16 protein-coding genes and 2 pseudogenes are annotated in these 19,499 nt (G+C 63.6%); 8 read left to right on the top strand and 10 right to left on the bottom strand.

Features of this window, described 5'->3' with window-relative positions; all coding sequences use genetic code 11:
* Positions 1–14: 14 nt before the first annotated feature.
* The 4 genes and pseudogenes from JFU04_RS12820 to JFU04_RS12805 form a co-directional block, all read right to left on the bottom strand.
* Positions 15–679, bottom strand: a pseudogene (locus JFU04_RS12820) (methionine ABC transporter permease).
* On the bottom strand, positions 676–1,422 hold the full coding sequence (locus JFU04_RS12815) for a methionine ABC transporter ATP-binding protein (protein ID WP_201144223.1): 747 nt from the start codon (positions 1,420–1,422) through the stop codon (positions 676–678). Before JFU04_RS12815 ends, JFU04_RS12820 begins: the two are co-directional and overlap by 4 nt.
* Entirely contained in the window at positions 1,419–2,213 is a 795-nt protein-coding gene (locus tag JFU04_RS12810) for a MetQ/NlpA family ABC transporter substrate-binding protein (protein WP_065906720.1), read from the bottom strand. Before JFU04_RS12810 ends, JFU04_RS12815 begins: the two co-directional genes overlap by 4 nt.
* A 13-nt stretch (positions 2,214–2,226) precedes the next feature.
* Positions 2,227–3,260 (bottom strand): annotated as a pseudogene (locus JFU04_RS12805) (isopenicillin N synthase family dioxygenase).
* Between the two features lie 237 nt (positions 3,261–3,497).
* Between JFU04_RS12805 and JFU04_RS12800 the strand changes: the two are divergent.
* Together JFU04_RS12800 and JFU04_RS12795 are read left to right on the top strand one after the other, a co-directional pair.
* Positions 3,498–4,238 carry a response regulator gene (locus tag JFU04_RS12800; protein ID WP_065906718.1) on the top strand — a complete coding sequence of 247 codons (741 nt, stop codon included), beginning with the start codon at positions 3,498–3,500 and terminating at the stop codon, positions 4,236–4,238.
* Positions 4,235–5,539 carry an ATP-binding protein gene (locus JFU04_RS12795; RefSeq protein WP_201144222.1) on the top strand — a complete coding sequence of 435 codons (1,305 nt, stop codon included), beginning with the start codon at positions 4,235–4,237 and terminating at the stop codon, positions 5,537–5,539. Before JFU04_RS12800 ends, JFU04_RS12795 begins: the two co-directional genes overlap by 4 nt.
* A gap of 68 nt (positions 5,540–5,607) precedes the next feature.
* On the opposite strand, the gene JFU04_RS12790 is transcribed toward JFU04_RS12795, so the two are convergent.
* Positions 5,608–6,540: a LysR substrate-binding domain-containing protein gene (locus JFU04_RS12790; protein ID WP_065906715.1), complete on the bottom strand. Its 933-nt coding sequence runs from the start codon at positions 6,538–6,540 to the stop codon at positions 5,608–5,610.
* 256 nt (positions 6,541–6,796) lie between these two features.
* Here JFU04_RS12790 and JFU04_RS12785 point away from each other — a divergent pair, with 256 nt between their 5' ends.
* The 6 genes from JFU04_RS12785 (at position 6,797) to JFU04_RS12760 (ending at position 14,184) form a co-directional block, all read left to right on the top strand.
* Positions 6,797–8,440, top strand: a complete 1,644-nt coding sequence (locus JFU04_RS12785; RefSeq protein ID WP_201144221.1) for an ABC transporter substrate-binding protein — start codon at positions 6,797–6,799, stop codon at positions 8,438–8,440.
* Between the two features lie 49 nt (positions 8,441–8,489).
* Positions 8,490–9,443, top strand: coding sequence for an ABC transporter permease (locus JFU04_RS12780; RefSeq protein ID WP_201144220.1), 954 nt, complete (start codon positions 8,490–8,492; stop codon positions 9,441–9,443).
* Positions 9,440–10,276, top strand: a complete 837-nt coding sequence (locus JFU04_RS12775) for an ABC transporter permease (protein ID WP_120448432.1) — start codon at positions 9,440–9,442, stop codon at positions 10,274–10,276. The genes JFU04_RS12780 and JFU04_RS12775 overlap by 4 nt, the downstream gene beginning before the upstream one ends.
* A 2-nt stretch (positions 10,277–10,278) precedes the next feature.
* On the top strand, positions 10,279–11,919 hold the full coding sequence (locus tag JFU04_RS12770; RefSeq protein ID WP_201144219.1) for a dipeptide ABC transporter ATP-binding protein: 1,641 nt from the start codon (positions 10,279–10,281) through the stop codon (positions 11,917–11,919).
* A gap of 84 nt (positions 11,920–12,003) precedes the next feature.
* Complete coding sequence (locus JFU04_RS12765) at positions 12,004–13,173, top strand: hypothetical protein (RefSeq protein ID WP_065906703.1); 1,170 nt, start codon at positions 12,004–12,006, stop codon at positions 13,171–13,173.
* A 135-nt stretch (positions 13,174–13,308) separates the two neighbouring features.
* Positions 13,309–14,184 carry a LysR substrate-binding domain-containing protein gene (locus JFU04_RS12760; RefSeq protein ID WP_201144218.1) on the top strand — a complete coding sequence of 292 codons (876 nt, stop codon included), beginning with the start codon at positions 13,309–13,311 and terminating at the stop codon, positions 14,182–14,184.
* Here JFU04_RS12760 and JFU04_RS12755 read toward each other — a convergent pair.
* From JFU04_RS12755 to JFU04_RS12735, 5 genes are all read right to left on the bottom strand, one after another.
* On the bottom strand, positions 14,131–15,507 hold the full coding sequence (locus JFU04_RS12755) for an MFS transporter (RefSeq protein ID WP_201144217.1): 1,377 nt from the start codon (positions 15,505–15,507) through the stop codon (positions 14,131–14,133). The two genes, JFU04_RS12760 and JFU04_RS12755, sit on opposite strands and share 54 nt — an antisense overlap.
* A gap of 155 nt (positions 15,508–15,662) precedes the next feature.
* Positions 15,663–17,096: an NAD-dependent succinate-semialdehyde dehydrogenase gene (locus tag JFU04_RS12750; protein WP_201144216.1), complete on the bottom strand. Its 1,434-nt coding sequence runs from the start codon at positions 17,094–17,096 to the stop codon at positions 15,663–15,665.
* Positions 17,093–18,127: an aldo/keto reductase gene (locus tag JFU04_RS12745; RefSeq protein ID WP_065906695.1), complete on the bottom strand. Its 1,035-nt coding sequence runs from the start codon at positions 18,125–18,127 to the stop codon at positions 17,093–17,095. Before JFU04_RS12745 ends, JFU04_RS12750 begins: the two co-directional genes overlap by 4 nt.
* 10 nt (positions 18,128–18,137) lie before the next feature.
* Entirely contained in the window at positions 18,138–18,650 is a 513-nt protein-coding gene (gene fae / locus JFU04_RS12740) for a formaldehyde-activating enzyme (protein WP_065906694.1), read from the bottom strand.
* Between the two features lie 104 nt (positions 18,651–18,754).
* Positions 18,755–19,231 (bottom strand): GNAT family N-acetyltransferase, encoded by a 477-nt coding sequence (locus JFU04_RS12735; protein ID WP_201144215.1) that lies wholly within the window; start codon positions 19,229–19,231, stop codon positions 18,755–18,757.
* Between the last annotated feature and the right edge of the window lie 268 nt (positions 19,232–19,499).

Raw genomic sequence — 19,499 nt, 5'->3', positions numbered from 1 at the left:
GCCGCGCATCCCCCTCAGCGACGGTGCGCCAATGAGCGTACACACCGATCACCCAGGCTTTGCACGCCCTGCACCAGCACCACCAGCACAATCACCGTGACCACCATGATCTGATTGTTGAAACGCTGGTAACCGTAGCGGATCGCCAGGTCGCCCAGCCCGCCGCCACCGATCACCCCGGCCATCGACGAAAAGCCGATCAACATCACCAGCGTCAAGGTCACCCCGGCCACCAGCGCCGGCAGCGCTTCGGGCAACAGCACCTTGAGAATCACATGCCGGATATCGCCGCCCATGGCCACGATGGCTTCGATGCGGCCCTTGTCCACTTCATCCAGCGCGGTCTCGACAATCCGCGCAAAAACGGAAACGCGCCGATGGTGATCGGCACCACCGCCGCCGTGCTGCCCAGGGTGGTGCCGACGATCAGGCGGGTCAGCGGAATCAGCGCAATCAACATCACCACGAACGGCAACGAGCGCCCCAGGTTGATCACCCCGCCGAGCACACGATTGACCCGAGGCAACGGCAGCAGTCCGCCACGCCGGCTGATAAACAGCAGCACGCCCAGCGGCAGGCCGATCAGCAGGGTGAACCACCCCGCGAGCAGCACCATGTACAGGGTTTCGCCGGTGGCGTTGAGGAGCAATTGCAGGATGTCCTGCCAGTCGGTTTTCATACGGCCCTCACCACTTGCAGGCTGGGGGCCAGCGACCTGCCCAGGCGCGAGGATGGGTCGGCCTGCAATTGCACCAGGCTGCCGCTTTCCACCACGCGCCCATCGGCCAGGGACACGGCGCTGTCGCAAATCGCCTTGACCACCTCCAGCTCGTGGGTGATCAGCACGATGGTCACCCCCAGTTGCCGGTTGATGTCGCGCAACAATTCGAGGATCGACGCCGTGGTTTCCGGGTCAAGGGCGCTGGTGGCCTCATCCGACAACAGATACGCCGGACGCGCCGCCAATGCACGGGCGATGCCGACGCGCTGTTTCTGCCCGCCCGACAGCTGCGAGGGAAAGGCCTGGGCCTTGTCGCTCAAGCCCACCAATGCCAGCAACTCGGCGACTCGCACGGCACGTTCAGGCTTGGGCATATTGGCGATTTCCAACGGCACCGCGACGTTATCCGCCACGTTGCGCGAATGCAGCAGGTTGAAACCCTGGAAGATCATGCCGATGCGCTGGCGCTGCTGGCGCAAACGCTTGTCGCTCAGTTGCGTGAGGTCCTGGCCGTCCATGAGGATGCGTCCGGAGGTCGGCCGCTCAAGCAGGTTGAGGCAGCGCAGCAAGGTGCTTTTGCCCGCGCCGCTGCGCCCGACGATGCCAAAGATCGAACCATCGGCAATCTGCAACGACACGTTATCCAGCGCCGGTGGCTGGCCATCGGCGTAGGTTTTGCTGACCGCCTCGACGACGATCATTCGGCCGCCACCGGGATCACGGAACCGGCGTATTTCTCGCTGATGAACTTGGCCACCGCCGGTGAGCGCAGGTCGTTGGCCAGCTGCTTGATGCGCGGGTCTTCGAGCAATTTCGGCGTGGTCACGAGGATATTCGCATACGGATTGCCTTCGGCCTTTTCCAGCCCCAGCGCATCCTTGGCCGGCTGCAATCCGGCTTCCAGGGCGAAGTTGCCATTGATCACCGCCAGGTCCACGTCATCCAGGGCCCGCGGGATCTGCGGCGACTCGATTTCGAGGATCTTCAAGTGCCTGGGGTTCTCGGCGATGTCCTTGGGCGTGGCCTGGTCCTTGGAGGCGTCGTTGAAGCCCGGCTTGAGTTTGATCAGTCCGTTGGCTTGCAGCAGGTACAACGCGCGGCTGAGGTTGGTGACGTTGTTCGGCACGGCCACGGTGCCTTTGTCCGGCACCTGGGCGAGGCTGGTGTGGCGATGGGAGTAGATGCCCAGCGGCTCGATATGCACGGTGGCCGCCACCGCAAACTTCTGGCCGAGCGCCTGCTCCTGGGAATTGAGGTACGGCAGGTGCTGGAAGTAATTGGCGTCGACATCGCCATGCGCGAGCAACTCGTTGGAGTTCACGCCGCTGGGGATCTCGATGATTTTCAGCTTCAGGCCCGGGTCGAGCTTTTGCACGTATTCAAGGATTTGCGCGTGGGGAATCGGGTCGGCAGCCACGCGCAAGGCGTCGGCGGCCGACACGCTGAAAGAGGCCAGCAACGCCGCCAGGGTAAGTGCAGATTTCTTCAACATAGTGATCTCCTGATCAGGCGGACAGTGCGTGGGGAAGCGTGGCGTCGGCGTAGAAACGTTGGGCGACATCGGGGTGCGAGCGCAGGCGGCCCTTGAGGTAATTCCAGCCGACCTCGCGCAGCAACGGATTGCGCGGATCGCTCGTCGGGCCATGGGCGTCGCGCAGCAGCTCTGGCGCCAGTGGGAACACCGGCACCACCGCGTCGAGTTGCGCACCGAGGAAGAACGCCAGCGACAGGCGCTCGCTGCCCACCGGCGGCGATACCACCCGGTGCACGGTGGCGCGCAGGTAGCCATTGCTGGCCAGTTCCAGCAACTCGCCGATGTTCACCACCAGTGTGTCGGGGCGCGGCGACGCATCGATCCAGCGGCCCTCCTCGACTTCCACCTGCAAGCCGGGCTGGTCCTGCAGCAAAAAGCTCAGGAAGCCGGAGTCCTTGTGCGCCCCCACCCCTGGCGGCTTTGCTGGGCGTGACGACCGGGGTAGCGGATCAGCTTGATGTGCTCGTTGGGCTTGTCGCCGTACAGCGGGTCAAAGGCGTTTTCCGGCAACGACAACGCCTGGGCAAAGGCACGCAACAGGCGTAGCGCCATCTGCGTCATCGCCTGCTGCCAGCCGAGCACCAGCGGCTTGAGTTGCGGCAAGGCTACCGGCCATTGATTAGGGCCTTGCAGGCGCGCCCAGGCCGCCGGATGGTGGCCCGCATCAAGTGGCTCGCGCTCGGCGCCGACGTCAAATTGCTCGCGCAGGTCCGGCTGCCCACGAGTGATCTCCGAGGCCGCGCGGTTATAGCCGCGAAAGTGCGGCGAATTGAGCATGCCCACCGCCAGCTTGTCGGCCTCGGGCAAGGCGAAGAACGCGCGCGCCTGCTGCTGCACTTCGGCCAGCAACACTGGGTCGATCCCGTGGCCGGTGAGGTAGAAAAACCCGATATGCCGCGCCGCCAGGCGCAACTCGTCGAGGAACTGCTGGCGTTGCTGCGGGCTGCCATCGAGCTGCGACAGGTCGAGCAAGGGCAACGTGGTGATGGACTGCACGTGGGACATCGGCGGCTCGCTCCTTGAATAGAATCCTTGAGAAGCGTCCAAGCTAAACGATCTTAAAAACCCGCAATAAATATCTTTTTAGAATTAGCTTAGGCAGGTCGACCCACCTTCCGCGCTGGTTTTTTGCTTCGTCGTGTATCTCCTTATCGCCAGATACACTGCAATACAAAGGGCACAAGGCAAGCGCGCCGACACTGGCTAGACTGCCGCCCATAAGTATTTAACGAGGAAGGCAGCATGGACCATGTCGATCACATCCTGATCGTCGATGACGACCGCGAGATCCGCGAACTGGTGGGCAATTACCTGAAAAAAAACGGCATGCGCACCACCGTGGTTGCCGACGGCCGCCAGATGCGCAGCTTCCTCGACACCACCCCCGTCGACCTGATCGTGCTGGACATCATGATGCCCGGCGACGACGGCCTGCAGCTGTGCCGCGAGCTGCGAGTGGGCAAGCACAAGGCCACGCCGGTGCTGATGCTCACCGCGCGCAACGATGAAACCGACCGCATCATCGGCCTGGAAATGGGCGCTGACGATTACCTGGTCAAACCCTTCGCCGCCCGCGAGTTGCTTGCACGCATCAACGCAGTGTTGCGGCGCACGCGGATGCTGCCGCCGAACCTGGTGGTCAGCGAAACCGGGCGCTTGATCCGGTTTGGCCGTTGGCGCCTGGACACCACCGCGCGCCACCTGCTCGATGAAGATGACACCCTGGTGGCGCTGAGCGGCGCCGAATACCGCCTGCTGCGGGTGTTCCTCGACCACCCCCAGCGAGTGCTCAACCGCGACCAGTTGCTCAACCTGACCCAGGGCCGCGATGCCGACCTGTTCGACCGCTCCATCGACCTGTTGGTGAGCCGACTGCGCCAGCGCCTGCTGGATGATGCGCGCGAGCCGGCCTATATCAAGACCGTGCGCAGCGAGGGTTATGTGTTTTCCCTGGCGGTGGAAATCCTCGGGGCCGATCAATGACCTTCAAACTCGGCTGGCCACGCACCCTGGCGTCGCAGTTGTCGCTGATCTTCCTGATCAGCCTGGTGTGCGCCCATGGCCTGTCCTTCAGTGCGCAGTTCTACGAGCGCTATATCAGCGCGCGCACTGCCATGCTCGGCAACCTGGAAAACGACGTGTCCACCTCGGTGGCGATCCTCGACCGTCTGCCCGCCAACGAACGCGCGGCCTGGCTGCCGCGCATCGACCGGCAGAACTACCGCTACCTGCTCAACGCCGGCGAGCCAGGCGAGCCGATGCGCAACGATGACATCCCGATGGCCGCCACCTCGATCGCCGAGGCCCTGGGCGAACAGTACGCCCTGACCTTTCGTACGATCCCTGGCCTGCAGAAGCACTTCCAGGCGCACCTGACCCTGGCCGATGGCAACCCCATCACCCTCGACGTACGCCCCGCCGCCCTGCCCGTGGCCTACTGGCTGCCGGTGGTGCTGGTGCTGCAACTCGCGCTGCTGCTGGGCTGCACCTGGTTCGCCGTGCGCCTCGCCATCCGCCCGCTGACCCGACTGGCCCGCGCCGTGGAGACCCTCGACCCCAACGCCCATCCGACGCCGCTGGATGAACACGGCCCGACCGAAGTGGCCCACGCGGCCGCCGCGTTCAACGCCATGCAGCAGCGCATCGCCGAATACCTCAAGGAACGCATGCAGATCCTGGCGGCGATTTCCCACGACCTGCAAACCCCGATCACGCGCATGAAACTGCGCGCCGAGTTCATGGAGAATTCGGCTGATCGCGACAAACTCTGGGGTGATCTCAGCGAAATGGAGCACCTGGTGCGCGAAGGCGTCGCCTATGCCCGCAGCGTGCACGGCGCCACCGAAGCCAGCCACCGCATCCACCTCGACGCCTTCCTCGACAGCCTGGTGTTCGACTACCAGGACATGCACAAGCAGGTGAGCCTCAGCGGCAAAAGTGCGGTGGTGCTCGACACCCGTCCCCACGCGTTGCGGCGGGTGTTGGTCAACCTGGTGGACAACGCCCTCAAATTTGCCGGCGCCGCACAGCTGGAAGTCGGTTCGACGACCGAGGGCGAGCTGTCGATCAAGGTGTTGGACAACGGCCCCGGCATCGCCGAAGACGAACTGGTGCAGGTCATGCAGCCGTTCTACCGCGTGGAAAGCTCACGCAACCGTGGCACCGGCGGCACCGGGCTGGGGCTGGCGATTGCCCAGCAACTGGTGGTGGCCATCGGCGGTTCGCTGACCTTGAGCAACCGCCCGGAAGGCGGGTTGTGCGCGCAGATCAAGATCAGCTTGTGAGATACCCCGGCAGGCGCTGGCTTGCCGGCGCTGCGATCGCCGGCAAGCCCGCGCCTACAGAAAATCCGTCAGTTCGCCGCCGTAGACGGCTCCAACTGCCGCTGCGCCAACCAGATCTCTTCCTGCAACCACTGGCTGAACACCTGCAACTGCGGCAAATCCGTCTGCTCCGGCCGCGTCACCAGCCAATAGGACTGATGCCCCTCCACATGCACGTTCAACACCTGGGTCAACTGCCCCGATGCCAACTCCGCCGCGACCATATGCCAGTCGGCAATGGTGATCCCCAACCCATCGGTGGCCGCGCGAATGGCCAGGTCCAGCAAGTCGAATTCATACCCGCCCTGGGTATCCACACCGTGGATGCGCGCCGCGTCCAGCCAGTGTTTCCAGGTCAGATAGCGCTGGTCTTCGCTGGCCAGCACATGCAACAAGGTCATGCGGTTGAGGTCCACACCCTCGTCGCTGCACTCACGGGCATACAGCGACGGCGCGCACACGGCGATATGCCGCTCCTGTATCAGCAACGAACTGTCGAGGCCATCCCATTCGCCGTTGCCAAACCGAATCGCGCAATCCAGCGTGCTGGTCTGCGCCAGGCTGTCCTGCAAACAGGTGGTGATGCTCAATTCCAGCTCCGGATGGGCCTCGCGCAGGCGGCCCAGACGGGGCATCAGCCAGCGGCTGGTGAAGGTCGGCGGCGCGTTGACGTGCAACCGGTTCGAATGGGTTTTCTGCTGGATGCTGCGCACCGTCAACTCGATCTTGTCGAACGACTGGTGCAACGCGCGCAGCAACACGCGCCCGGCGCTGGTCAGTTCGAGGTGATGGTGACGACGCTCCAACAAGTTCTCGCCCAACTGCTCTTCCAACTGCCGGACCTGGCGGCTGACCGCGCTCTGGGTCACGTTCAGCAGCTCGGCAGCCCGGGTAAAACTGCCGGTACTGCCGGCCACTTCGAAAGCCTTGAGGGCATTGAGCCCGGGCATTTTGCGTTTCATGGGAAGCACTCGAGGACGACTGACGAGGCGCCAAGCATCCCATGAGCCAGCAGTTTTTTCCTAGCCAACATGATTTTTTGTATCGCGCAGTAACGATCGCCACGCCAGCGGCGCGTCTATCTCGACACACCGCCACCGCCACGCCGACTAACATGCGTTTAAGGAACGTTTAACCGCTGAATTTATCGTTTGTCGATCGTCGCACCGATGACAAAACTGCGGGCATCTCTAATAAAAACAACATGAGAGCAGCCCCATGTCCGATTCCAACGTTTTAGCGACCCTGGACGGTAACGCGCCGCACCCGGCCGTCGAAGCCCTGTGCAATCAGGTGCAAAGCGGCGAGATCAACCGCCGGCAATTCCTGCGCACCGCCGCCCTCCTTGGCATCACCGTGGCCAGCGCCAGCAGCTTTATCGGCTCAGCCCTGCTCGGCAACGATGCCCAGGCCGCCGACGGCACGCCGGCCCGCCAAGGCGGCAGCCTGCGTTTTGCCTGCGCGATCCAGGAAATCCAGGACCCGATGCTGATCACCTGGATCGAAGCGTCGAACCTGCTGCGCAATGCTCTGGAATACCTGACCTGGGTCGACGCCGACAACATCACCCACCCGTACCTCGCCGAAAGCTGGAGCCCGTCCGACGACCTCACCACCTGGACCTTCAACCTGCGCCAGGACGTGAAGTGGAGCAACGGCGACAGCTTCAACGTCGACGATGTACAGCACAATATCCAGCGCTGGATCGCCGCCGACTCCAAGTCGGTCAACCGCACGGCGTTCCAGGACATCAAGGCCTTCGAAAAAGTCAGCGACTATCAGTTCCGCCTGCAACTCAAGCGGCCGATCCTGGCGATCCCGGAGATGCTCAACGCGTTCACCTGCGCCATGGTCCATCGCAGCTTCAAGGCTGGCGATGACTGGGCCAAGAACCCGCTGGCGACCGGGCCATTCAAGCTGGTGTCATTCGCGGTCAACAAGCAGGCGACGTTCGCCAAGCGCGCCGACTATTGGGGCAAGCCGGCCAACCTCGACGAGCTGCGCTATATCGACATGGGCACCGACGTGTCCACCCACCTCGCCGCCCTGCAGGCCGGCCAGGTCGACGTGCTGTACCGCGTGACCGTGGCCGAACTCGACCTGGCCAAGCGCTTGCCGGGTGCGCAGCTGCTCAGCTGCAAATCCGCGCAGACCGTGGTGATGCGCATGGCCTGCGATCAGAAGCCGTTCACCGATGTGCGGGTGCGCAAGGCGGTAGTGCTGTGCGCCGACAACGCGCAAATGCTCAAGGTCGCCTATCGCGGCATGGGCACCCTCGGCGAAGACCACCACGTGGCGCCCTCTCATCCCGAGTACTTTGCGTTGCCCAAGCGCGAGCGCGACGTGGCGGCGGCGAAAAAACTGCTGGTCGAGGCCGGGTTTGCCAATGGCCTGGACATCGACCTGATCGTCGGCAACACCCAGGGCCGCTATGAGCAGGATTGCGCGCAGATCCTGCAACAGAACTGCCTGGAAGCCGGCATCCGCATCAACCTCAAGGTGGTGCCCGCGGCCCAGTACTGGCCGATCTGGGACAAGGCCGCGTTCAGCCTGACCTATTGGGCCCACCGCCCGCTCGGGGTGATGTCCCTGGAGCTGGCCTACCGTGGCGGCGGCGCCTGGAACGAAAGCCACTACCACGACCCGGCCTTTGATGCGGCCCTGGACAAGGCCATGGGCATCATCGACCCCAAGCAACGCGCGGCGGCCATGCAGGACGTCGAGCAGATCCTGCAGGACGCGTGCGTGATCGTGCAGCCGTTCTGGGGCGATAAGTTCACCGCCGTGAGCAAAAAGGTCCAGGGCTTCCAGGTCCACCCCTCCGACTTCTACCCCATGGGCAGTGTCTGGCTGAGCGCCTGATCGACAGGCGCAACACCCCTTCCCATCCCCCCGTCGGAGCGTGCACCTGATGGCTCATTTTCTACTGCGCAAATTGCTGATGCTGCTGGCGACCCTGCTGTCGGTATCGCTGATTGTGTTCCTGGCGCTGGAACTGAATATCGAGGACGTGGCAATCAACGTCCTCGGCCCCTACTCCGCCGCCGACCAGCGCGCCGCGTGGCTGCTGGAACACGGCTATAACCAGCCGTTCGCGTGGCGTTACCTGGTGTGGTTGAAGGATTTCGTCAGTGGCGACTGGGGCACTTCGGTGTACTTTCGCGAATCGGTGCTCAAGCTGCTGCTGCCCAACCTCTGGCAAACCCTGACCCTGGCCGGCTTGGCGCTACTGGTGATGGTGCCGGTGGCGCTGACCCTGGGCGTCCTCGCGGGGATCCGCCAGGGCTCGCCGGTCGACCGGCTGGTGTCGTTCCTGTCGATCGTCACCACCTCGATCCCGGACTTCGCCAGCGCCGTATTCGTCTCGGCGATCTTTGTGTTCTGGCTCAACTGGCTGCCCGGTGTCAGCAGCATGAGTGACGGCTTCAGCGCCGTGGAACTGGTGCTGCCGCTGATGGTGCTGTGCCTGTTCGGCATCGGCTACCTGGCGCGTATCACCCGCGCGTCGATGGTCGAGGTGATGCAGGCGCCGTACATCCGCACCGCGCGCCTCAAAGGTGCCTCCACTGCACGCATCGTGCTGCGCCATGCGCTGCGCAATGTGCTGATCGCGCCGGTCACGGTGATCATGCTGTACATCCCCTGGCTGCTGTCGAACGTGATCGTGGTGGAAGTGTTTTTCGCCTACAAAGGCTTCGGCTCGCTGCTCTATACCGCTTCGCTCAACCATGACGTCTACCTGATCGAAGCCTGCGCGATGATCAGTGGCGTGGTGGTGGGCATCAGCAAGATCTTTTCGGACCTCGCCTACACCTGGCTCAACCCGCGCATCACCCTGCGCAGTCTCGGCGGAGGCCGCCCATGAACCTGCTCAAATCCTTCAAGCATCCGCTGGCGCTGCTCGGCCTGCTGCTGGTCGGCGGCTGGGTGCTGATCGCCCTGTGCGCGCCGTGGCTGGCGCCGCATGATCCGCTGGAAAGCTTCACGCCACTGCTGACCCCGCTGACTGCCGGCGATGACGGCGCGCGGTTCCTGCTGGGCACCGACATGATTGGCCGCGACATTCTCTCGCGGCTGATCTGGGGCACGCGCACCGTGCTGTTCTGGTCGATCCTCGCCACCCTCACCGCCTTTGCCGTGGGCATCGCCATGGGCCTGTGCGCCGGTTACTTCAATGGCTGGGTCGACGCGGTGCTGTCGTATGTGGCCGACACCGTGCTGTCGTTCCCGGTGCTGGTGCTGTACATCGTGATCATCATCGCCCTCGGCGCTTCGGCGCTGAACATTCTGATTGCGGTGACCTTCACCAGCGCACCGGCGATCTTTCGCATCATGCGCGCGCTGACCATCGACATCCGCTCGCGCGACTACGTGCTCAGCGCCATCACCCAGGGCGAAGGCTCGCTGCGGATCATGCTGGTGGAAATCCTGCCCAACTGCGGCGGGCCGCTGATCGTCGATTTCTGCCTGCGCATTGGCTACACCGCGATCATGATCGGCGCCCTCGGGTTCCTCGGCCTCGGCCTGCCGCCACCGACCCCGGACTGGGGCGGCATGATCAATGACGGCCGCGCCATGGCCATTTCCTTCCCGCACCTGGTGATCTTCCCCTGCATCGCCATCTCCACCCTGATGCTCGGCCTGAGCCTGCTCGCCGACGGGCTGGATGAACACGCGCAGCAAGGCGCAAGGAGTTGAGCATGAGCAGCGAGCAAACCGTATTGCGGGTCGACAACCTGTCCGTCGAACTGCCCAAGGGCGCCGACCGCAGCCACGCCGTGCAAGGCATCAGCCTGGACGTGCGCAAGGGCGAAATCCTCTGTGTGATCGGCGAGTCGGGCTCGGGCAAGTCCGTGCTGTCGGCGGCGATCATGGGCGATTACGCCAAGGGCCTGCGACATGCCGGTGGGGTCATCGACTTTCTCGGCGAGGATATCTGCCGCCTCGACGACGCGCGCCTGCGGGCACTGCGCGGCAACCGCATTGCGATGATTTTCCAGGAGCCGATGGCCGCACTCAACCCGGCGATTCGCATCGGCAAACAAGTCGAAGAGATCTTCGACATTCATGCGCCGCAGATGCCCGCCGCCGAGCGCCGCGAACGCATGCTTGCGCTGTTGGCGTCCACGCAACTGCCGGACCCGCCGCGCATCGCCAACAGCTTCCCGCACCAGTTGTCCGGGGGGCAATGCCAGCGCGTGGTGATTGCCATGGCCCTGGCGATGAACCCGGACCTGTTGATCGCCGACGAACCCACCACCGCCCTCGACGTGACCACCCAGGCCCAAGTGCTGAAGCTGGTGCGCGACCTGCGTGGGCGCGGGCAGCACGGCATCCTGTTTATCACCCACGACTTTGGCGTGGTGGCGCAGATTGCCGACCGCATCGCGGTGATGGAAGGTGGCCGCCTGGTGGAAATCGGCGCACGCGACCAGGTACTGAATGCGCCGGCTCATGCCTACACCCGCACGCTGATTGCGGCGGTGCCGGCACTGCACCCCGAATTGCATGTGCCGAGCGAGGACGGCGAAATGGCCTTGCGCATCGAGCACCTGACCAAGACCTACACGGTCGGCGGCAGTTCGGTGGCGGCGCTGCGCGATGTGTCGCTGAACCTGCCGCGCGGCAAGACGCTGGCGATTGTCGGCGAATCCGGCTCGGGCAAAAGCACGCTGGTCAAGGCCGCGATCCGCCTGGTGGACAGCGACAGTGGCCATGTGTGGGTCGGCGACACCGACTTCCTGGCCCTGCGCGGCGCGGCACTGGCCGCCAATCGCCGGCGTATCCAGATGATTTTCCAGGACCCGTATGGCTCGCTCAATCCCCGCCACCGTGTCGGCGACATCATCGCGCGCGCCGCGCAATTGCGTGGGCTGTCGGCCAAGGATGCCTGGGCCGAAGCCGGCGACCTGCTCGAGCAGGTGGGCCTCAAGCGCGATGCCCTGCAGCGCAAGCCTCGGCAGTTCTCCGGCGGCCAGCGCCAGCGCATCGGCATTGCCCGCGCCCTGGCGATGCGCCCGGAAGTGCTGATCGCCGATGAGAGCGTGTCGGCGCTGGATGTGTCGGTGCAAAAGCAGGTACTGGAATTGCTCGCCACGCTGCAGCAGCAGTTGAACCTGAGCATCCTGTTCATCACCCACGACCTGCGCGTGGCGGCGCAGATCAGCGACCACATCGCGGTGATGCGCCAGGGCGAGGTGGTCGAATACGGCACCGCCGAACAGGTGCTGCTGCGCCCGCAGAACGTCTACACCCAGGCATTGCTCGCCGCGGCTCCCGGCGCGTCGCAATTGCCGGCGGCCGGGCCGCCGCTACGGCTGATCCGCCCCGCCGCGCACTGAGTTGAAACCTTTTCCCCGCGTCGCAGCGTTCGCTGCGGCAACGGGCTGCTGTTGCCAAAAATAACTAAAAACGAGAGTAAAACCATGCGACCAACGATGCGCTACTTCACCCTTATCCCTGTGCTCGGCGCCCTCGCGGCGCCGGCCATGGCCGTGCAAGTCACCGATAACCTCGACCTCGGCGGCGCCATCCGGGCACGCTGGGACTATGACCCGGACCGCGACATCCAGAAGTTCGGCCTCGACACCGTGTACCTCAGCGCCAAGTACAACTCCGACAGCTGGATCGGCGAAGCACAGTACCGGTTCTACGGGCGCTCGTACCCCTACCAGTACACCAAGAACTACGGCGATATCCAGTTCGCCAAGTTCGCCTGGGTCGGCTACAAGTTCAACCCCGAGCAACAGGTGCAAGTCGGCCTCAACACCGTGCCGTTCGGGCTGCAGCCGTACTTCGGCAGCACCTTTTATGAAACCCTCGGCAACGTGATCGGCCTGGAAGACGTGCAGCAGGTCGGCGCCAAGTACGTGCAGCAGACCGGCGACTGGAACGTCCAGGCCGGCTACTACCTGCGTCCGGCCTGGCAAGGCAAAGGCACCAGCAAGGGCGTGACCTATTCCAGCGTGGTCTCCGGCGCCGACAGCTACGTCGCCGACGGCAGCGACAACCAGGAACGCAACACCGTGGTGCTGCGCGTGGCCAAGGCCCTCGACCTGGGCGGCTGGAAGTCCGAAGTCGGCGTGTCCGGCCTGACCTCCACCCTGGAAAACAAAGACACCGGCAACGACGGCCGCCGCAACGCAGTAGCCGTCCACTACCTGGGCAAGAACGGCCCGTGGGGCCTGCAGCTGCAGGCAGCGCGCCAACAGATGTCACCGCGCAACCCGGGCACTGACAGCGTGGTCACGTTGGGCGGTTATGACGGCACCTTCAACGTGGCCAGCCGGGGCAATTTGTATGTGGCGGACCTGAGTTATGACGTCGGCGGCAAGTACCTGTTCGACCAGGTCAGTGGGGTGAAGCTGTATGCCAACTACAGTGCGTTCGATAAATCCGAGGATCAGTTCAAGACCTCGCAGCGGGTGATTCTGGGGACGTCGTTTTCGGTCAGCAAGTTGTGGGTGGCGACGGAATGGTTGATCGGCAAGAACGATCCGTACATTGGTGGGAGCAGCTATACCCAGAGCTTGGGGGCTGGGGGTAGTAACCAATGGGAAAATCAGCTGTACATGAACATTGGGTATTACTTCTAATAGGCGGCGTCATTACTGACGCCTTCGCGGGCAAGCCCGCTCCCACAGTTTGAATGCATTCCCCTGTGGGAGCGGGCTTGCCCGCGAAGAGGCCGCCAAAAACACTATAAAAACAACCGGTGTGGAATCCATTTCATGCGCCAACTACCCTCCCTCAACATGCTCCGCGTCTTCGAAGAAGTCGCCCGCCACCGCAGCTTCAGCCAGGCCGCCGTCGGCCTCAACGTGACCCAAGGTGCGGTCAGCCGGCAGATCAAGCAGTTGGAGGACTACCTCGGTGTCGCTCTGTTCATCCGCACGCCGCAAGGCCTGGCCCTGACCGAAGCCGGCTTTGCCCTCTCGCCGCACCTGAGTGACGCCTTCGACCATATCGAGCGAGCCCTGCAGGCCGTGCGCGTGCCCAACCTGCGCCAGCGCCTGCGCATCGTCGCGCCGCCGACCTGGGCCACGCGCTGGCTGTCCGCGCACTTGCGGCGCTTTTGCGAGCGCTACCCGGACATCAACCTCAGCGTCACCCATCAAAACAGTCACGCAAGCCTGGCGGAAATCGACTGCCAGATCCGCTTCGGCCTGGAGCCGGCGCTGCATTGCAGCAGCGAATTGCTGGTGATGGAACGCCACATCGCCGTGGCCAGCACGGAGCTGTTCATCGACGGCCAGCCGCCCGACCTGCGCCGCGCCCCGCTCCTGCATATCCTGCACGACGGCAAGCGCTTGAAGGTCTGGGAGAACTGGCTGGCGGCCATGGGCCGGGAGGACATCGATGCGGACCAGGGCCTGGAATTCAGCACCCTGGACCAGGTGATTCACACCGCGCTGGCAGGCGGTGGCCTGGCGGTGATCGACCGGCAGATGATCGAGCGGGAATTGGCCAATGGCAGCCTGCTGCCGATCACCCCCGTGGAGGTGATCGGCCCGTATGGCTATTGGCTGGATGTGGCGCCGGACAAGCTGGGCTTATCCAAGGTTCGGCTGTTTACGCAGTGGCTGGGCCAGGTCAGCAATCCCTGATGGCACGGGCGCCTCGGCCTTGCACGCCTGGCTCAAGGTCAACGCCTTGGTTTCCGGCGCCCATGCCCAGGAGATGAGCGCGCCCAGCACCAGGATCGCCGAGAGAATGCCCATGGTCGGGCTCAAGCCGATGCCGGCCACGCTCACCGGCAGCAGGAAGGTACTGACCGCCGAGCCCAGGCGGCTCACCGCCGTCGCCAGGCCGATACCGCTGGCACGCACTTCGGTGGGGAAGCTTTCTGCCGGGAACACCCCGACCAGGTTGCTCACCGCCGACAACACCAGGGTGAACACGCCGAAGGTCAGCACCATCAGCCAGGCCATGCTGCCCGGCAACACCGCGAGCAGGAACAGCGCGACGGCGAGGATGATGAATGAGTTGATCAGGAAGCCCCGGCGCGAGAACTTCACCGTGCACCAGATGCCGATCAGCGCACCGACAATCAGCAACAGGTTGAGCAGCAGTTCGGTGCCAAAGCCCTGGGACAGGCCCATCTTCTGCAGGATCGACGGCAGGAACGTGTAGATCGCAAAGTACGGCATCACGATGCACACAAAGAACAGGCAGTTGAACGCCGTGCGCTTGCGGTATTCACGGCTGAACAGGACGCCGTAGCCCGAACGGGTCGGCGTCGACGGTTCTTCATCGAGAACCACGTGTTCGCCGAGGTGCTTCTTGACGATGGCGCGGGCTTCGGCGATGCGCCCACGGTTGATCAGCCAGCGCGGTGATTCCGGGGTGCCAATACGCGCGATCAGGATCAGCCCGGCGGGAATCGCCGAGGACGCCAGCATCCAGCGCCAGGCATCGTCACCCAGGCTGAGCATGGCCGTGCCGACAAAGGTTGCGGCCACGTAGCCGAAGGTCCAGATCACACTGAATGAGCCCAGCAACACGCCGCGATGTTTCTTCGGCGAGAACTCCGCCAGCATGGCATGGCCGACACTGAAATCACCGCCCAGGCCAATGCCGATGAGGATGCGGCACAACAACAGGCCCATGGCTGTTTCGGCATAGAACTGCATGACCGAGGCGACAGTGATCAACACAAAGCTGACCAGGAAGATTTTCTGCCGGCCGAGGGTGTCGGAGATCCAGCCGAAAAACAGGCTGCCGAGGAACAGCCCGATCAGCGCCGAGGCGCCGATCAAGCCTTGCCACAAGGCATCGAGTTGCATCTGCGGGCTGAGCAGGGTGAAAGCGATACCGATCAGGCCGAGGATGTAGCCATCGGTGAAGTGCGCGCCAAAGGTCAGGCCGGCGATCTTCAGGTGAAAGCGGCCGATCGGCAGGTCGTCGATATTGACGGGTTGGGCGGTCATGGTGTTCTCCCTATTGTTGTTTTTGATGGAGTAACGGTGGGCGTGCGCCTTGTGGTGCGAGCAGTGGATCGGTCGAAGCATGGGTCGCTGGCGTACCGCTGTCGCAGGCAAGCCAGCTTCCACAGTCGACCTGTGCTGTTTGCAGACCTGGGGGTCTACAGCCCGCCCATCAACAGGTATTTGATCTCCAGGTAATCATCCAGGCCGTACTTGGAGCCTTCGCGGCCGAGGCCGGATTCCTTGATGCCGCCAAACGGCGCGACCTCGGTGGAGATGATCCCTTCATTGATGCCGACCATGCCCGCCTCCAGGCCTTCGGCCATGCGCCACACGCGGCCAATGTCGCGGCTGTAGAAATAGGCCGACAAGCCGAACGGCGTGTCATTGGCGCGCTGCAGTACCTCGGCTTCATCGCTGAAGCGGAAGCACGCCGCCACCGGGCCGAAGGTTTCTTCCTGGGCGATCAGCATCTCGCCGTGGGCTTCGGTGAGGATGGTCGGCTCGAAGAAGGTGCCGCCCAGCGCATGGCGCCGGCCGCCGCACAACAGTTTGGCGCCCTTTTCCAAGGCGTCGCCCACATGGGCTTCAACCTTGGCCAGCGCGGCGGCGTTGATCAGCGGGCCTTGCTCGGTGTCGCCGTCCAGGGCGCTGCCGACGCGCATGGCCTTGACCGCCTCGGCAAGTTTGGTGGTGAACGCGTCATACACGCCGTCCTGGATAAAGAAGCGGTTGACGCACACACAGGTCTGCCCGGTATTGCGGAACTTGGACGCCATCGCGCCTTTGACGGCGGCGTCGAGGTCGGCGTCGTCGAACACAATGAACGGCGCGTTGCCGCCCAGTTCCAGCGAGACTTTTTTCAGCGTGTCCGCCGCCTGGCGCATGAGCAGTTTGCCGGTGCGCGTGGAGCCGGTGAACGACAGCTTGCGCACCACACTGGAGGCCTGCAGCGCGCCGCCGATGGCCACGGCGTCACCGGAGACAATATTGAACACACCGGCCGGAATGCCGGCCTGCTCGGCAAGGACCGCCAGGGCGAAGGCCGACAGCGGGGTTTCTTCCGAGGGCTTGAGGATCATCGTGCAGCCCGCCGCCAGCGCCGGGCCTACCTTGCGGGTGACCATCGCCAGGGGGAAATTCCAAGGCGTGATCGCCGCGACCACGCCGGTGGCTTCCTTGGTCACGATGATGCGGGCATCGGCCTTGTGGCTCGGAATCACGTCGCCATAGGCACGCTTGGCCTCTTCGCCAAACCACTCCAGGAAGCTCGCGGCGTAGACCACTTCGCCCATGGCTTCGGCGAGGGGCTTGCCCTGCTCGAGGCTGAGCAACTGCGCGAGGTCTTTCTGATGGCTGAGCATCAGCTCGCTCCAGCGCTTGAGACGCTGGCTGCGCTCCTTGGCGGTGAGCGTACGCCAGGCCGGCAACGCGCGGTGGGCGGCGGCGATGGCCAGGTCGGTGTGCTCAGCGCCGGCGCGTTGTACGTCGGCGATCAGCGCGCCATTCGCCGGATTGAGCACCGGGTAGGTCGAGCCACCGCTGGACCATTGGCCATCGATGTAGTTGCCAGTACGGATCAGCGGGTTCATGCCACGGCCTCGATCAGGTTGAAACGGTCCAGGCCCGGACGGGCCGCACGCAGGATGCGCTTGCCGGCGGTGTAGTCGTTGATCACATCGCACGGTGTGTAGTTGCGTTCCAGCTCATGCAGTTCTTCGGCATCCAATTGGGTGTCGAGGGCGGCCAGCGCGCTGTCGAACTGCGCGGTGGTGTCGGCGCCGACCAGCATCACATCGACACCTGGATGGTTGGCGACCCACGCCTGGGCGATCTGCGCGTTGGACACGCCACGGGCACGTGCCACGCGCTGCACCGAATGGGCGATATCGAACGAGGTTTGGTCGCTGTACATCTGCTGGGTGAAGAAGTCGGTCTGGTTGCGCGTCGATTGCACCTCGCCGGTGAGCAAGCCGCGCGCCAGCGGGCTGAACACCGACACGCCGAGGCCCTGGTCGCGGCAAAACGGGATCATCTCGCGCTCTTCCTCGCGGTAGGCGCAGTTCAGTTGCAGCTGCATGTTGATCGGCTTGACCCAGCCATTGCGCTCGCAGGCCAGGAGAATTTTCGCCAGCTGGCCGGTGAGCATGGTCGACACGCCGATGTAGCGCGCCTTGCCGGAGCGCACGATGTCATTGAGGGCGCTCATGGTTTCTTCGACCGGGGTGTTCACGTCGAAGTAATGCAGCATGAACACGTCGACGTAATCCATGCCCAGGCGGCTGAGGGATGCGTCGATGCTGTCCATGATGTGCTTGCGCGAATGGCCGCTGGCGTTGATGCCGCTGCGGGTGCCGTAGCCGACCTTGGTGGTGACCACGATCTCGTCACGCCGGGCGACGCGCTTGAGGATGCGCCCTACCACTTCCTCGCCGACACCGGCGGAATAGAAGTCGGCCAGGTCGATGAAATTGACGCCGTTGGCCAGGGCGTGGGCGACGATCGGCTCGCTTTGCTTCTCGTCGAAGATCCACGGTTTCCAGTCCGGGGTGCCCATGTTCATGGTGCCCAGGCACAGGCGCGAGACTTGCAGGCCGGAGTTGCCCAAACGAATGTATTGCATGGGGATGTCCTCAGGCTTTAGGCGTGTAGAAAGGGTTGCTGATCTGGTTGACCACGTCCGCCAGTTGCGCGGTGTACGGCGTGCCGGTGAGGGCTGCGCGGATCGCGGTGCGGCAGGCGTTGTAGTTGTTCAGGTAGACGGCATCAAGGTCGTCGCAGGCCGGGTTGACCCAGTTGGCGGTGACGATGGCCCACTCGTCTTCGGCCTCGGCCGGCAAGGTGCCGTCCAGCAACGCTTCGAGCACGGCCTTGGCGATACCGGCCTGGGAGGCGCCCCAGGTGGCGTTGCCGTGCAGGTCGCTGCCGATCGCGGCCTTGTTGACGTAGAGGGTCATGGGCTTGACCGGGATGTTCGGCTGGGCGATCACCATGAACGGGCAATGCCCTTGGCTGGGAGACGCCAGGCTGTTGGCGAACGCCTGGCCGGCCGGGCCGTTGCGCGGGCCGATCAGGATATTGATGTGGGCCGCGTTGACGCCCGGGCCTTCAAAGCCTTCGCCGATGTACAGATCCAGTGTTTTCATTTCGCAAACGCTCTTTGTTGTTATGGGGAGCTGGTTGGCGATTTTTTAGCACTGGCGCTGAGGGCGGGCGTAACCATTAAAAGTCATGGGGCTGTGAGTTTTTCTCATGCCCGCGGAAAAGCGCGCTCCATCTTGATGATCTCGATGCAAACCGGGCTGTTGCCACGGCTGAAGGTGCCTTCGCCAATCTTGCGAAAGCCGCTCGCGGCATAGAATTTTTCGGCGGTGAGGGTCGCTTCCAGATACGCCTTGGCATGACCGGCGGCTTCGATGCGCGCCAGCGCTTCGCGGAGCAGGCGAGCCCCTACGCCCTGCCCGGCGGCCTGGCCACGCACAAACAGTTTGCTGACTTCGTGGCCATCGATTTCCACGAACCCCTGGATCACGTCCGTGCAGGCCAGCCACACATTGCCGGCGACGATTGCCTCGCGGTACGTCTCGGGCGAGCGGCCATCCAGCCACATGCTGATCTGGGTGGGGCCGTAATCGGCGTGGCAGAGGCTTTCGACGGAGTTTTTGTGCACCTGGAAAATGCCTTCGGCGTCTTCCAGACGGGCGGCGCGGATCAATAAATGGCTCATTCCCTTGAGGTCCTGCTTCGGGTCAATAATCCCGGTCTTTATAGCTGACCCACGTCACGCCAGCCACTCGAGAGCGTACATCTTGTGCGTTGACCATCTTTGTTACACACCATATAGTGTGCCCACAAACAGAACAGACCACTACATAGTGTGCAGAATCGATATTTACCGACCACACTACGCGCAGTATTTCAATGCCTAGTAGCCTGCAAATTGCATATTTTTGGACGGGTTCACACGCCGTCAGAACAGACCAGGAAGGAGTATT

The sequence above is a fragment of the Pseudomonas sp. TH21 genome (genome assembly GCF_016651025.1).
Taxonomy (GTDB): Bacteria; Pseudomonadota; Gammaproteobacteria; order Pseudomonadales; family Pseudomonadaceae; genus Aquipseudomonas; species Aquipseudomonas aylmerensis.
Note: the sequence above shows the minus strand (reverse complement) of the source record. Positions and strands in the feature narration are given on the sequence as shown.